We start from the raw sequence: 13,552 nt of genomic DNA, 5'->3' as shown, positions 1-13,552 counted from the left end.
GCCGCCTCGCCCCGGCAGGCTCAGCTTTCCAGCGGCTCAGGCGGGGTAAGCCCCCGAAAGGGCTCAAGCCGGGATTCAAATTCGGCGCGGTCCTCCGCTGCCAAAAGGCCGTTGGCCCCGTACCCCAGCGCCAGCGTATTGAGCTGCCACGGCGATCCTTCGGGCTGCTGGAGCCGTTCCTTGAAGGTGCCGCTGGTGTCCTTTGAAAGGTCCTGAAACCTGAAGGACAGCCACTGACCTGCCCGCCCAAGCGCCACCCCGGAAACAATAACCTGCTCCTCCGGGGTCAGACCGCCAAGGTCCCGGGTCCGGTCCTCTGCAGACCAGCCCTCCAGGGCGTTGATTGTCGGCGTCCCATAGCCGTACCGGCCACTGACCTCCCCGATGATGCCAATTGCCCGCTGCTTTTCTTCCCACGCCTGCGGCACTGTGGTGCTCTGGGATTCGGGACCGTTCACGTTAGTAAGGAGTGATTGGCCTCCGTAGTTATTCTCGGTCGGCCGCTGAAACGGACTGCCGCCGGCTTCGTCGCCCGCAGGGGACCATTCGAGCTGGAATTCCTCCGACAGGGCGGCCCTAATCTCGGCAACCATGGCCTGCCCCGCGTCGAAGCCCTCCTGCGGTGTAGGGCCGGCCAGGATCTGCCGGGAATCGACGCCGGCGACGCCGGGGTACTCGCGCCAGTAGACGGTGCGCTCAGCACCGTCGGCCCCTGCGTCCACTGTCGTCCGCCCGATGGCGCTCTCGAACATGTGCTGCAGGATGGCGGCAGCGGGAACCGCGACTATCCCGGCAACAGCGAGGAGTGCCGCCAGGATCCACAATCGACCGGACCAGCGGAACGTCAACTGTGACATCTAACCGCACCCCCATACAGTAGTTGCCACGACACTACAGGAGACCGGCGTATCCGTCGGACCCATGATTACCAGTCGTGGACCGTTCCGTCGACGAGGCGGTTGTAGGGCAGGTAGGCCTGCTGGTAGGGGTAGGCCGCGGCGGCTTCCTCATTGAACTCCACGCCGATGCCGGGCGTGTCGCCGGGGTGCAGGTACCCGTCCACGAAGGTCATGGATTGTTCGAAGACCTCGTTCGTTTTGTCCGAGTGCTGCATGTATTCCTGGATGCCGTAGTTGTGGATCGCCAGGCCCACATGCAGCTGCGCGGCGAAGCCCACCGGGGAAATATCCGTCGGCCCGTGGAAACCGGACTTGATCTGGTACTGCGCGGCGAAATCCATCACCTTCTTCAGCGGCGAGATCCCGCCGAAGTGCGTCGAGGCGGCCCGGACATAGTCGATCAGCTGTTCCTTGATCAGCGTCTGGAAGTCGAAGACGGTATTGAAGATTTCCCCGATCGCCAGCGGCGTTGTGGTGTGGGAACGGACAAGGCGCAAGGCCTCCTGGTTCTCGGCCGGGGTGCAGTCCTCCAGCCAGAACAAGTCATAGGGCTCCAGCGCCTTGCCCAGTTTCGCGGCCTGGATCGGGGTCATCCGGTGGTGCCCGTCGTGCAGCAGCGGCAGCTCCGGCCCGAATTCATTCCGCACCGCTTCGAACACCGTCGGCAGGTGCCGCAGGTACGCTCGGGTGTCCCAGTCCTCCTCCGCCGGGAACGCCCCGCGACCGGCAGGCTCATAGTCATACCGCTCCCCCGAAGCCTGTGCCTGCGCCGCTACGCCGTACACGGCCTTGATCCCGGGCACCGCGGTCTGGATCCGCACCGACTTGTAACCCAGCTCCAGATGTTCCCGGACCGAATCAAACAACGCGGGCAGGTCCGCCCCGGAGGCATGCCCGTAGGCGCGCAGCCCGTGACGGGACGCCCCGCCGAGCAGCTGGTAGACCGGCATCCCGGCGAGCTTGCCCTTAATATCCCACAACGCCATGTCCACCGCTGCGATCGCCGCCATCGTCACCGGACCGCGCCGCCAGTACGAGGACCGGTACAGGAACTGCCAGGTGTCCTCGATCCGGTGCGGGTCCTTGCCGATCAGCAGCTGCGCAACGTGTTCCTTCAGGTATGCGGCCACCGCGAGCTCGCGGCCGTTCAGGGTCGCATCCCCAATCCCGGTCACACCGTCCTCCGTGGTGATCCGCAACGTGACGAAGTTACGGGACGGGCTGGTCACAAAGACTTCAGCGGCAATGATTTTCACAGTGGGTCCAGGCTTTCTGAGTCGGTTTGACGTTGGGGGTTGAGGCGGCGGTGCCGGCCCTAGCGTTGAGTCGTTCCGCTGGGTGCGGTCCCCAACAGTTCCAGTTCGCCCCGGAAGGGCAGGCCTTCCCAGTCGCCGGCAGTGCTGACCGCGAAGGCGCCCGTCAGGGCGCCGCGCCGCAGGCGGCCGGCGACGTCCTCGCCGTCGAGCAGGGCGGAGAGGTAACCCGCAGTGAAAGCGTCACCGGCTCCCACCGTGTCGATGCTGGTGACCTGCACGGCGGGCGTTTCCCAGCGGCCCGCCGCGGTGTGGACCCCGGCACCGGCCGCGCCCCGCTTGACCACAACCTCCCGCACGCCCCGGGCCAGCAGTTCGGCGGCCATCGCCGCTTCGGCGTCGTCGGCCGCGCCGGAATACCCATGGCCGGAGGCGACCAGGCCGAGTTCATCGTCGGATGCGATCAGGATGGTGGCGTGCCGGGCCAGCGGGGTGAGGACTGCGCGCGCCTCTTCCCGGGACCAGAGCTTGCCCCGGTAGTTAACGTCGAGGGACACCTCCAGGCCTTCGCCGGCGGCCCGGGCGGCCGCATACTCGACGGCCTGCCGTGCCTCCTGGCTGAGGGCTGCGGTGATCCCGGTGAGGTGCAGGACCCGGGTACCGGTCCGGAAGGCCGCGTCGACGTCGGCCCGGCAGAGCGTGGATCCGGCGGAACCGGCGCGGTAGTAAAAGGCCCGGCTCACGTCGGCGGTGCGTTGTTCGAGGAACATCACCCCGGTGCCGCGGCTGCCGTGCTCCCGGTAGTGCACCCCGATGCCCTCGCTGCGCAACTGCCGGAGGATGAACTCACCATGCGGGTCGGCGCCAAGCACGCCGGCCCAGGCCACCCGGTGGCCAAGTCGTGCGGCGCCGACGGCCACATTCGACTCCGCCCCGGCAACGTGCATGCCGAGGGTTCCGCCAGCGGACAGCGGCCCGGCGGCGCGCAGCGACACCATCGATTCACCAAAAGTCAGCAAATCAACGGCCGGCAGCCCGGCTTCAGCGCTCACTGCGGACCCTTCGCGGCGCTGCGCAGCCCATAGTCGGCGGCCAGCGCCACAAAGTCCCGGGCCCGCGCCCGCATCGGCGCCAGCTCGCCGCCTGAACCGGTGTCACCGAAGAGCGGTCCGCCCAGGCCAACGGCGACGGCACCTGCCTGCCAGTAGCCGGACGCCTGCTCCAGCCCGACCCCGCCGACGGCGATAAACGGGATGCGGGGAAACGGGTCCCGCAGGGCTTTGAGGTAGCCCGGTCCGCCGATGGAGGCGGGAAAGAGCTTCACGGCTGTGGCTCCCCGGGTCATGGCCTCGTAGGCCTCGGTCGGGGTCAGCGCCCCGGCCAGGACTGGGATGCCCCGGGCCGCGGAGACAGCGATGGACTCGGCCAGGGCCGGGGTCACGGTGAACTGGCCACCGGCCGCCGCCACGTGATCCACGTCCTGCGCGGTCAACACGGTGCCGGCCCCAACGAAGCAGCCTGCCGGCGCGGCGGCGCGGACTGCGCTGATCGCCTGGAGTGCGTCCGGTGTGGTCAGGGCAATTTCGACGTAACGGAAGCCCTCTTCCATGGCCGCCAACGCCGCCGCTGCCGCGGCGAGGCCGTCAGTGCCGCGCACAATGGCGACGAGCCTGGTCTCCTGGATTCCGGCCAGCAGGCTCTCGGAGGTCAGGACATTGCTGGGGTTCACGGTCATGTTGTTCACCATTCTGCGAAGGCTCCGTCGGGGTGGCGCCAGACGGGTCCGCGCCAGGCGTGGCCGCGTTTGTCCGCGGCGCGGACCACTGCCTCGTCGATTTCGATCCCAAGGCCCGGGCCGGTCAAGCGTTCGATGTGCCCGTCCACGAATCTAAGCGGGGATTTGTCCAGGACATAGTCCAGGACTTCGGCGCCCTGGTTGTAGTGGATTCCGATGCTTTGTTCCTGGATCAGGAAGTTGGGCGTGGCGAAGCCCACCTGCAGGCAGGCGGCAAGGGCCAGCGGACCGAGCGGGCAGTGCGGGGCCAGCTGGACCTCGAAGATTTCGGCGAGCGAGGCAATCTTGCGGACCTCGGTGATGCCGCCTGCGTGCGAGAGGTCCGGCTGGGCCACGGCGATGCCCGCCTGCAGCGCGGGCAGGAATTCCTGCCGGCTGTAGAGCCGTTCTCCGGTGGAGACCGGCGTCGTCGTCGACGAGGTGAATTCGCGCAGCAGGTGTGTATTCTCCGGAACCACCGGTTCCTCAAGGAAAAACGGCCGGTAGGGTTCCAGCAGCGGCGCCACCCGCCGGGCGTTGGCCAGGCTAAAGCGGCCGTGGAAGTCGACGGCGACATCGCGGTGGTCCCCGAGGACCTCGCGGGCGGCGGCGACCCGGCGGACAACGCCGTCGAGCTCCGCCACCGAGGCAATGGGGCTCATCCGGCCGCTGGCATTCATCTTGACGGCGGTGAGACCGACCTCAAGCTGCGCGCTGATCTGGTCGGCCACCTCGTTGGGCTCGTCACCGCCCACCCAGCCGTACATCCGGATCCGGTCGCGGACGTGGCCGCCCAGGAGCTGGTGCACCGGTGTGTTGAAGTGCTTTCCGGCGATATCCCACAGGGCCTGGTCCAGCCCGGACACAGCACTGGCGAGGATGGGTCCGCCACGGTAGAAGGAACCCTTCGTCATGACCTGCCAGTGGTCTTCGATCCGGAGCGCATCGTTGCCGATCAGCAGCTCGGAGAGCTGGTCGACGGCGGTGCGGACCGTTTCGCTGCGGCCCTCGCAGCTGGCCTCGCCCCAGCCGACGATCCCGGACTCAGTCTCGATCCGGACGAACAGCCAGCGCGGCGCGACCAGGAAGGTTTCAATCCTGTTGATGAGTGTCATCTGCCTGCTACCCTTTGGTCGCGCCGGCGGTCATGCCGGAGACGATGTATTTCTGCGTGAACAAGGCAATGACCATGATCGGGATCGTGACCACCATGGCGGCCGCCATCAGCCCGCCCCAATCGATGGAGGCGTAAGAGACGAAGTCGAAGATCGCGACCGGGAGCGTCTTGGTTTTGGACCCGGACAGTACGAGGGCAAACATAAAGTTGTTCCACGAAAAGATGAAGGACAGGATCCCTGCAGTAGCCATGCCGGCCACGGAGAGCGGCAAGGTGATGCGGCGGAAAGCTCCGATCGGGGTGAGCCCGTCCACCTGGGCCGATTCCTCGAGTTCCAGCGGAAGGGAATCGAAGTAGCTCATCATGATGTAGACGATCAGCGGGAGCGCTACGAACATGTGGCTCAGAATCAGCACTTCAAATCCGCCCACCATCTTCAGGTTGGAGAAGACGTAGTACCAGGGCACCAGCAGGGAGACGCCCGGAATCACGCGGGCCATCAGTACCACCAGGGCCGAACGGTGCATCGTGAAACGGCTCATGGCATAGGCGGCAGGGACGCCGAGCACCAGCGAGAAGGCGGTGGAAACGAAGGCCACCCAGAAGCTGTTGATGATAAAGACGAAGTAGTTGTTCCGCTCCAGCACGTTCGTGTAGTTCTCGGTGGTCGGGGTGAAAAAGAAGGATTTCCCCGTGTCGTAGATGTCCACGTTGGTCTTGAATGAGGCCAGCAGCATCCAGAACAGCGGCGCGACCAGGAACAACACCACCGCCACGAGGGCGACCACGCGGAAGACCTTGTAGGCGCGGGGGCCCCTGGCCTTCCGGCGGCGCGGAGCCGGGGCGGGCCGCGTGGCGGGGATTTTGGATTCGGTCTGTACGGTCATTTGTTTGCCGCCTTCTTGCGCATGGTGAGCAGCCACATGGTGCCGATGATGATCATAAAGAACAGGATCAACACCGCGGAGGAGAGCCCGTACTGGTTGTAATCGAAGCTCAGCCCGTAGGCGTAGACGTTCAGGGTCTCTACCTCGTGGAATGAACCGCCGCCTTTGCCTTTGGTGGCATAGAGGATGTCGAAGGTTTTGAGGGCGTCGATGCCGCGCAGCAGGATGGCGACGATCACCGTTGGCAGCATCAGCGGAAGGGTGATGTAAAAGAAGCGCTGGAAGGCGTTGGCGCCGTCCATCCTGGCGGCCTCATCGGGTTCCTCGGACAGCGAGGTCAGGCCGGCGAGAAGGATCAGCACCACCATCGGGGTCCACTGCCACACGTCCATAAAGATCGTGGTGCCAAGGGCCGTGTCCTGGCCGGAGAGCCAAGGCTGGGCCGGAATGCCGATCAGTCCGAGAAGCTGGTTGGCGAAGCCGATGTTGGGATCGAAGATCAACCGCCACATCATGCCGACCGCCACCGGGGTTGCGACGAGCGGCAGGAGAATGGCCACCCGGACCCACTTTTCGCCGCGGAACGGCCGCCACAGCAGCAGCGCGATGCACATGCCCAGAACCACTTCGCAGGCCAGGGCCACGCCGGTGAAGGACATGGTGCGGCCGACGGCGGGCCAGAACCGGTCGACGTCGGAGAGGACAGTGATGTAGTTCTGCAGGCCAATGAACTCAGAGGCCGCGCGGACGGATCCCTGGGAGTCGGTCAGGCTCAGGAACAGCGTCCAGGCCAGGGGGAAAACGATCAGGACGCCGACGAAGATCATGGCGGGGGCCGCGAAGAGCCACTTGCGGTGCCGGTTGGCCCAGGCGGAAAAGTTCGCGCGCGGACCCGGCGGGCGGCCGGCGCTGCGGGCTGGTGCGCTGCGGGGAGGGTTCAGTACAGACATGGTTCACCTAAGGAGTTGGGGGTGAAGTGAGAAGCTGGCACCGGCGGAACGGCAGCGGGCCGCCGTTCCGCCGGTGCTGTGCAGGGCGACCAGTACGAGGTGCGCCGCGGTGTGCTACTTCTTTTCGGTATCCAGGAATTTCTGGAAGTCGCCGTTGGCGGCATCGGCCGCAGCGGGGACGTCGGCTCCGGTGATGGAGGAGACAATCGGCCCGCCGACAATTTCGCGGGCCTTGCCTACCGTGATGACCTCGGGCCGGTCGTGGCCGACGCCGTTCTTGGCGCTCGCGGAGATAGCCTCGGCCAGATCCTTCGGGTACGTGGACGTTCCGGCCGGGTCGGCCCAGACCGAACTGCGGGGTCCGGGAACGCCGGCCTTCTGCGCGGCCAGGGTGCGTTCCTTGCTCGTGGCCCACTGGATGAACTTCCAGGCGTTGTCCTGATTGCTTGAAGCCTGGTTCACGGCTAGGCCCCACGACGGGATGTTGTACGGCTTGGAACCGGCAGGGCCTGCCGGCAGCGCGGCAAAACCGACAGTGTCGGAAACCTTGGATTTGGCCGGGTCGGTGGCGTTCTTGTACAGGGAGTCGGCCTCGGTATAGAACGCGGCCTTGCCCTGGGTGAAGATGGCCATCGCTTCGGGCCAGCTCATGTCGGTGCTGACGTTGGCCGGGCCGTAGTTCTTGATCAGGCCGCCGTAGTACTCATAGGCCTTTTTGGCAGCGTCGGAGTTGATGGCGGATTTGCCGCTGGCATCAGTGAAGTCGCCGCCGAAGCTGTACAGGAAGCTGGAGAACTGGGTGACGGCCGCGGACTTGCCGGTCCGGGCCACAAAACCTGCCGTGTCCGGTGTGGCGGCCTTGATGGCCTTGGCGGCCGCTTCGAGCTCTTCCATGGTCTTGGGCACCTCAAGGCCGGCGGCCTGCAGCAGGTCCTTGCGGTAGTAGAGCACTTCGCGTTCGGTGATAATCGGGACGCCGACGACCTTGCCGTCGGCTGTAGTGGCCTTGACCGGGCCCTCCTGGTAGTCCTTCCAGTCCCAGCTGGCGTCCGCGGAGACCTTGGACGTCAGGTCGGCGAGGTAACCGTTCTTCGCGAACGCCTTGCCCTCCTGCAGGGGGCGGTACATCATAACGTCGATCTCGTCGCTGCCGGCGTTGAGCTTGACGTTGTACTGGTCTGAAAGCTGGTCCTCGCCGAGCTGGGTCAACTCAACTTTGAGGCCGCTGGACTTCTCGAATTCCGGAATCGCCGCTTTGATGCCTTCGGTCCAGACGTGGTTCGCGAGGGTCACCCGGACGGTGCCGGCGGCTTTGGCATCGCTGCTGCCGCTGGCTCCGCCACAGGCAGTGAGGCCCAGAGACAGCGCAGCTGCGACAGCCGCGTACTGCATGATTGAACGTCGCTTCATTACGACTCCCTTGGTTCATTTAGGGCTGGGCGTCACTGTCCAGCCGGCCGCAAATGCATCTTTACATCTGCTCTGGAAGCGATCTTAGGGAAATAAAGCAGACTTAAACAACCCCTTGCGCCTTATCGGTATGATTTATTTATGAAAACCCCAAAGGCGGAGTTCCCGGCCGACCTGCATTCCGTGCTGGTCCAGAATCTGGGACTTGCCATTGCCGAGGGGACCCTGGTGCCGCACTCGATCCTGCGCCTGGACGAACTTGAGGCCCAGTACGGGGTGTCCCGCTCGGTGGTCCGGGAAGCCACGCGGGTGCTTTCCTCCAAGGGGATGCTGGAATCGCGGCGGCGGCTGGGGACTGTAGTCCAGCCGGAAGAGTCCTGGAACGCTTACGATCCGCAGGTGATCCGGTGGCGGCTGGCCTCCTCCAAGCGGCTGGAGCAGTTGCAGGCGCTGAACGAACTGCGCGGCGCCATCGAACCACATGCTGCCCGGCTGGCCGCCGAACGCGCCTCCTGGGATACCGGCAGCGACCTGGTCTCCGAAGCGGCCCGGCTCTGGGCCGCGGGCCAGCAGGGAGACCAGGATGAATTCCTGCGCCTGGACATCGAATTTCACGCGGCAGTACTTCGCGCCTCCGGGAATCCGATGTTTTCCCAGCTGCACAACCTTGTCACGGAGGTTTTGACCGGCCGCACCCAGCATGGGCTGATGCCACATCTGCCGCAGCACGAGGCCCTGCAGCTGCATGTGGACGTAGCCAGCGCCATTCAGCGCGGCGAGGCGGACGCCGCTCACGCGGCTATGAGCCGGATCGTGGAGCAGTCCTCCGAGGAAATGAGTTACATCTGGTCCAGCAACCAGCAGCCCGCCGGCCCGGCACCGGCCCCCGCAGCACAACGCGGGGCCACCGAGGGCTCATCCCCGGTGGTGGGATAGGCCCGCGCTGACCCCGCGTCGTTGACGCTAGCGGCCGCCCTCGATCTTCCGGCTCCGCTGTTCCTGGGCCATCGGCCCGTACGGGTAGATTCCGACGCGCGGGCGGCTCACCTCGCTGAGGCGCATCAGTTCGCCCTCAGTCAGCCGCAGGTCGGCCGCCGCGAGGTTGTCGGCAAGCTGTTTGGTGCTGCGGGCGCCCAGGATCACCGACGTCACGGCCGGCTGGTCCGCCAGCCAGGCCAACGCCACCTGGGCGGCACTGGCCTCGTGCCGGCCGGCGATCTCCTGCACTGCCTCCACGATTTCCCAGGTGCGAGGGTCCGCGTTCCTGGCCTTCCAGGCCTCCATGCCCCGTTCCGGATTTTCGCCCAGCCGGGTGGCACCCGCGGGCGGCTGGTCCTTCTTGTATTTGCCCGAGAGCCAGCCGCCGCCCAGCGGGGACCACGGCAGCAGGCCGATCCCGGCGTCGAGCGAAGCAGGAACGATCTCGGACTCGATCTCACGGACCAGCAGGCTGTACTGCGGCTGCAGCGTCACCGGGGCGCTGAAGCCAAGGGCCTTCGCCAGATGCACTGCCTTCGTCAGCTGCCAGCCAAGGAAGTTCGAGAACCCGTAGTAGGCTATCTTGCCGCTGCTGACGGCGTCGTGCAGGAACCTTAGGGTCTCCTCCAACGGAGTGATCGGATCCCAGGCATGCAGCTGGTATAGGTCGATCTGCTCCACGCCGAGCCGGCGCAGCGAAGCATCGAGTGCCTGGGTGAGGTGGCGCCGGGAGGTCCCGACGTCGTTTGGGGCGGCCCCCATCGGAAACCGGCCCTTGGTGGCCACGACGGCCCGGTCCCGGACCTCGGTCCGGTCCGCGAGCCACCGTCCCACAATCTCCTCAGAGACCCCGGAGCTGTAGACGTCCGCGGTGTCAATGAAGTTTCCGCCGGCCGCGAAGTAGTCGTCAAGGATCGTGCGTGACTGCTCCTCTGTGGCCTCGGCGCCAAAGGTCATGGTGCCCAGCGCGTAGGTGGAGACGACGGCGCCGCTGCCGCCCAGGGTGCGGTATTTCATGGAACTCCTTAGTGGAAAGTGAATGAATGCAGCTGATTCAGTCTTCGGTGGGGGTGGTCCGCTCCGGGTGGTAATCGCGCCAGCTGTGCTCAGGGGCGTAACCCAGGAGCCGCTTGGCCTTCTCGATCGAGAGCATGGTTTCGTGTTCGCCCAGTTCCTTGACCACGGTGACGTCCGGGAACACTTCTGCGGCGAGGCTGGCACTGGAGCGGCCCATCACGGTGTCCTCGTTGGCGATGATAAACGCCTCGAACCCGGGCTTGTCGTGCTCCAGGGCGCGTGCGACGGCCTGCGCACCGTCCCGGCCGTCAATGTAGCCCCAGAGATTCCACTTGCGCAGGGACGCATCGTGGTCGAACGAAGGAAACTCCTCGTAGTCCTCCGGGTCCATCACGTTGGAGAACCGCAGGCCCGTGATGCTCAGCTCCGGGTCCCAGCGGGTCAGCTGGATGGCCATCTGCTCTTCGAGGTGCTTGACCAAGGAGTAAGTACTCTCGGGCCGCGCCGGGTATTCCTCGTCAACCGGAATATAGGGAGGGTCGACGTCGAACGGCAAACCCAATACCGTCTCGCTGGAGGCGTAGACAATTTTCTTGATCCCGGCCCGGCGGGCTGCCTGGAACACGTTGTAGCTGGACTGCATGTTGTTCTCGAACGTCGCCGCGTCGGGGGCGAGGCCGGGAGCCGGGATGGCGGCCAGGTGCACCACCGCGTCGAAGCCGGCGTGACGGTCCTCCAGGCCCAGGAAAACATCCACGACCTGACCATAGTTGCGCAGGTCCACCTCGGTGAAGTCCCGGCCGCGGGCACCGACCCGGTCCAGGCTGGTCACCTCATGACCGTCCTCGCTCAGTCTCCGGACTACGCTCCGTCCCAGTTTTCCGCTTCCTCCGGTAACAGCAACTCGCATCAAGATCTCCTCTGGTGGTCTTCGTCACTCCACCCTAAAGGCGGTAAAGAGTGCTGCCCAGCCCCCGTGGCAGGCCCTGTGCGTCCTAGGAAGATCCAGTCCCCCTCACCTGCCCGGCCACGGACCGCCAGCAGGGCCGCCGTGACTTTCGGCCCTAGGCACTCCGCCAGACCGGGAGCAGGCTGGGGCCATGAACGGTGATCAGCGCGTAGTCGTGGGCGTGGACGGTTCGGATTTCTCGACGGCGGCGCTCCGGCTCGCCGGCCGTATGGCCAGGGGCCTGGATGCGCCCCTGGCGGTCGTGACCTGCCTGGGCACCTCGGATCTCTTTCTGGCATCCCACCTGCCCGAAGAGAGCTCCCCTACGACCACCCAACTCGAAGAGACGGCCAAGCGGCTCGTCGACGAAGCCCTGGAGCGTGCCTTTGGCACCGACCTGCCGGAAGGCCTGAGCCGGACCGTGAAGTTCGGCGCCCCGGCCAAGGTCCTCGTGGCGGAGAGCCGGAACGCCCAGCTCCTGGTGGTCGGCCGCCGCGGCCGCGGTGGCTTCCTTGCACAGGTGATGGGATCAGTCAGCGGCGCCTGCGCGGCCCATGCCCATTGCCCGGTGCTGGTGGTCGGTCAGGACCCGGACAAAGACCAGGCGGGAAGATGAACCACAGCCAGTGGCCGGTCCGGGCACTCTGGATGGTCATTGGCTTGCTGACCGTCACTGCCGCGGTGGCCGGGCTGGTCTTCCCGGACATCTACCGGGGCGTCGTGGCAGCGGACCTGCTTCCCGGCGCCGTATCGCAGGACCTGATGTCAGGTGTTGCGGGCATCGCCCTGATCGTCCTGGCGCTGACGGTGCGTCGGGAGCAGACCAAGGCGCGGCTCGTGGCGCTGGGAATCTTGGGCTACCTGTTCTACGCCTACGGCATCTACTCCATCGAGCGGACCTACAACGGCTTTTACCTCGTGTATCTCGCCATCTTTGCGTTGTCTTTCTGGGGGGTGCTCTACACCGCAATGGAGGTCAGGGCGGAGGGGCCAAGGAGGGTGCGTGTTCCTGCGGGCATCCGCAGGCTTTCCGCCACGGGCGCGCTCCTGCAGCCGCTGATCTTTTACCCGCTGTGGATTGCCATGCTGCTGCCGCTGATGCGCACCCGCGAGCAGATCGATTCACTCTATTCCGTGTTCGTCCTTGACCTGTGCTTCATCATGCCCGCGTTCCTGATCCTCGCCGTCCTGACGTTCCGCGGCCGCTGGCCGGGTCTGGTCTTTATGCCCGCGCTGTTCCTGCTCGGCTTTACGCTCATTTTCTCCCTGGCCCTGGGGGAGCTGTTCAAACCGCTGTTTAAGCTCCCAGTGTCGGCGGCGTCCCTCTGGTCCTCGGTGCTGTTGTCTGCCCTGTTCCTGGTACTGGGAGTGCTGCACCTGTGGAAACTCGAGCTGAATCCCGGCGGCGTCGGCAGGCGCAACCGGGGCAGCCGCCCCGTCGGGCAGCATACCGGCGCCGGTACCGTTTCCGGCCCTGCTGGGTAGCACCGGTGGCCCGGCTGGAGATCCCGGCGGTGAAGCGTCCCTGTGCTGGGGCTCTTCGTTACGTCCGCAATCGCGCAGTGGCGCCGCCGGCAAAGCGTTTGGAAGGCCGCGTCCCATGAGCCGGCTCGCCTGTTCCTTCCGGTTCCGCGGTCCAGTGGCCGCCCTGGCCGCAGCCGCCGCCGCTGCCGGCTTTGTCCTCGCCGTCCGGCCCCGGCTGCTGCATTGGGGGGCGACGGCTCAGGAATCAGCTGCCGCGCTTCCCGGCGACGAGATCGTCCCGGTGCCGCGGATGCAGAGTACGCGTGCCGTCACCGTCCACGCTCCTGCTGCGGACCTCTGGCCCTGGCTCGTCCAGCTGGGTGCGGGACGCGGTGGCATGTATAGCTACGACCTGCTCGAAAACGCGGCAGGCCTTGGTATGCACAGTGCGGACCGGATCCTTCCCGAATACCAGCAGCTCGCCGTCGGCGACGTTATCCCGCTGGGCCCGGGCACGGGGATTCCGGTCCGGAGGGTGGAGCCCGGATCCGTGCTGGGCCTCGGCGGCACCATGGACCCGCGCACCGGAAAAATCATCTCCTCCGCCGGGGCAGCTGCGGGCCTGCGGCTGGAGCTCGGCTGGACATTTGTGCTGCATCCCGTCGATGCGCGCACCACACGGCTGCTGTCCCGGACGCGGTACGACTATTCCCCGCTTCCTGTTGGGCTGATTCTCCGGCCACTGCTGGAACCCCTGCAGTTCCTCATGGAGCGGCGTATGCTCCTGGGCATCAAGTCCCGGGCCGAGGGCCGCGGCCGCCAGCCCAGCCGCGTGCGGCGCCCGTGACCTTGTG

14 protein-coding genes are annotated in these 13,552 nt (G+C 66.0%); 4 read left to right on the top strand and 10 right to left on the bottom strand.

All coding sequences use genetic code 11. The annotated features are described in order from the left end of the window. Window positions 1-20: 20 nt before the first annotated feature. The 8 genes from ABIB49_RS09445 to ABIB49_RS09410 form a co-directional block, all read right to left on the bottom strand. On the bottom strand, window positions 21-857 hold the full coding sequence (locus tag ABIB49_RS09445) for a hypothetical protein (protein ID WP_282358738.1): 837 nt from the start codon (window positions 855-857) through the stop codon (window positions 21-23). Between the two features lie 68 nt (window positions 858-925). Continuing rightward, window positions 926-2,155, bottom strand: coding sequence for a D-mannonate dehydratase ManD (manD, locus tag ABIB49_RS09440; RefSeq protein ID WP_226775437.1), 1,230 nt, complete (start codon window positions 2,153-2,155; stop codon window positions 926-928). A gap of 59 nt (window positions 2,156-2,214) precedes the next feature. Then, complete coding sequence (locus ABIB49_RS09435) at window positions 2,215-3,204, bottom strand: sugar kinase (RefSeq protein WP_282358740.1); 990 nt, start codon at window positions 3,202-3,204, stop codon at window positions 2,215-2,217. After that, the gene (locus ABIB49_RS09430) at window positions 3,201-3,887 is read right to left on the bottom strand and encodes a bifunctional 4-hydroxy-2-oxoglutarate aldolase/2-dehydro-3-deoxy-phosphogluconate aldolase (RefSeq protein ID WP_282358742.1); all 687 of its coding nucleotides are present in this window, start codon (window positions 3,885-3,887) and stop codon (window positions 3,201-3,203) included. Before ABIB49_RS09430 ends, ABIB49_RS09435 begins: the two co-directional genes overlap by 4 nt. Before the next feature lie 5 nt (window positions 3,888-3,892). Further along, window positions 3,893-5,041, bottom strand: coding sequence for a galactonate dehydratase (gene dgoD, locus ABIB49_RS09425; RefSeq protein WP_282358744.1), 1,149 nt, complete (start codon window positions 5,039-5,041; stop codon window positions 3,893-3,895). Between the two features lie 7 nt (window positions 5,042-5,048). Further along, complete coding sequence (locus ABIB49_RS09420) at window positions 5,049-5,930, bottom strand: carbohydrate ABC transporter permease (RefSeq protein ID WP_282358745.1); 882 nt, start codon at window positions 5,928-5,930, stop codon at window positions 5,049-5,051. Then, window positions 5,927-6,880: a carbohydrate ABC transporter permease gene (locus ABIB49_RS09415; RefSeq protein WP_226775432.1), complete on the bottom strand. Its 954-nt coding sequence runs from the start codon at window positions 6,878-6,880 to the stop codon at window positions 5,927-5,929. The genes ABIB49_RS09420 and ABIB49_RS09415 overlap by 4 nt, the downstream gene beginning before the upstream one ends. 114 nt (window positions 6,881-6,994) lie before the next feature. Then, window positions 6,995-8,290, bottom strand: a complete 1,296-nt coding sequence (locus ABIB49_RS09410) for an ABC transporter substrate-binding protein (RefSeq protein WP_282358749.1) — start codon at window positions 8,288-8,290, stop codon at window positions 6,995-6,997. Between the two features lie 141 nt (window positions 8,291-8,431). Between ABIB49_RS09410 and ABIB49_RS09405 the strand changes: the two genes are divergently transcribed. Next, on the top strand, window positions 8,432-9,226 hold the full coding sequence (locus ABIB49_RS09405; protein ID WP_282358750.1) for a FadR/GntR family transcriptional regulator: 795 nt from the start codon (window positions 8,432-8,434) through the stop codon (window positions 9,224-9,226). 27 nt (window positions 9,227-9,253) lie between these two features. Here the strand turns inward: ABIB49_RS09405 and ABIB49_RS09400 are convergent, their stop codons facing one another. Then, window positions 9,254-10,285 carry an aldo/keto reductase gene (locus ABIB49_RS09400; RefSeq protein ID WP_282358751.1) on the bottom strand — a complete coding sequence of 344 codons (1,032 nt, stop codon included), beginning with the start codon at window positions 10,283-10,285 and terminating at the stop codon, window positions 9,254-9,256. 37 nt (window positions 10,286-10,322) lie between these two features. Then, a complete protein-coding gene (locus ABIB49_RS09395) occupies window positions 10,323-11,195 on the bottom strand; it encodes an NAD-dependent epimerase/dehydratase family protein (protein ID WP_282358753.1) in 873 nt (290 codons plus the stop codon). 190 nt (window positions 11,196-11,385) lie between these two features. Between ABIB49_RS09395 and ABIB49_RS09390 the strand changes: the two genes are divergently transcribed. The 3 genes from ABIB49_RS09390 (at window position 11,386) to ABIB49_RS09380 (ending at window position 13,545) form a co-directional block, all read left to right on the top strand. Continuing rightward, window positions 11,386-11,850 carry a universal stress protein gene (locus ABIB49_RS09390; protein ID WP_226775427.1) on the top strand — a complete coding sequence of 155 codons (465 nt, stop codon included), beginning with the start codon at window positions 11,386-11,388 and terminating at the stop codon, window positions 11,848-11,850. After that, window positions 11,847-12,719, top strand: coding sequence for a hypothetical protein (locus tag ABIB49_RS09385; protein ID WP_282358755.1), 873 nt, complete (start codon window positions 11,847-11,849; stop codon window positions 12,717-12,719). Before ABIB49_RS09390 ends, ABIB49_RS09385 begins: the two co-directional genes overlap by 4 nt. Before the next feature lie 115 nt (window positions 12,720-12,834). Next, a complete protein-coding gene (locus ABIB49_RS09380; protein WP_282358757.1) occupies window positions 12,835-13,545 on the top strand; it encodes an SRPBCC family protein in 711 nt (236 codons plus the stop codon). Window positions 13,546-13,552 lie beyond the last annotated feature (7 nt).

It is taken from the genome of Arthrobacter sp. UYCu512, from assembly GCF_040547075.1.
Taxonomy (GTDB): Bacteria; Actinomycetota; Actinomycetes; order Actinomycetales; family Micrococcaceae; genus Arthrobacter.
Note: the sequence above shows the minus strand (reverse complement) of the source record. Positions and strands in the feature narration are given on the sequence as shown.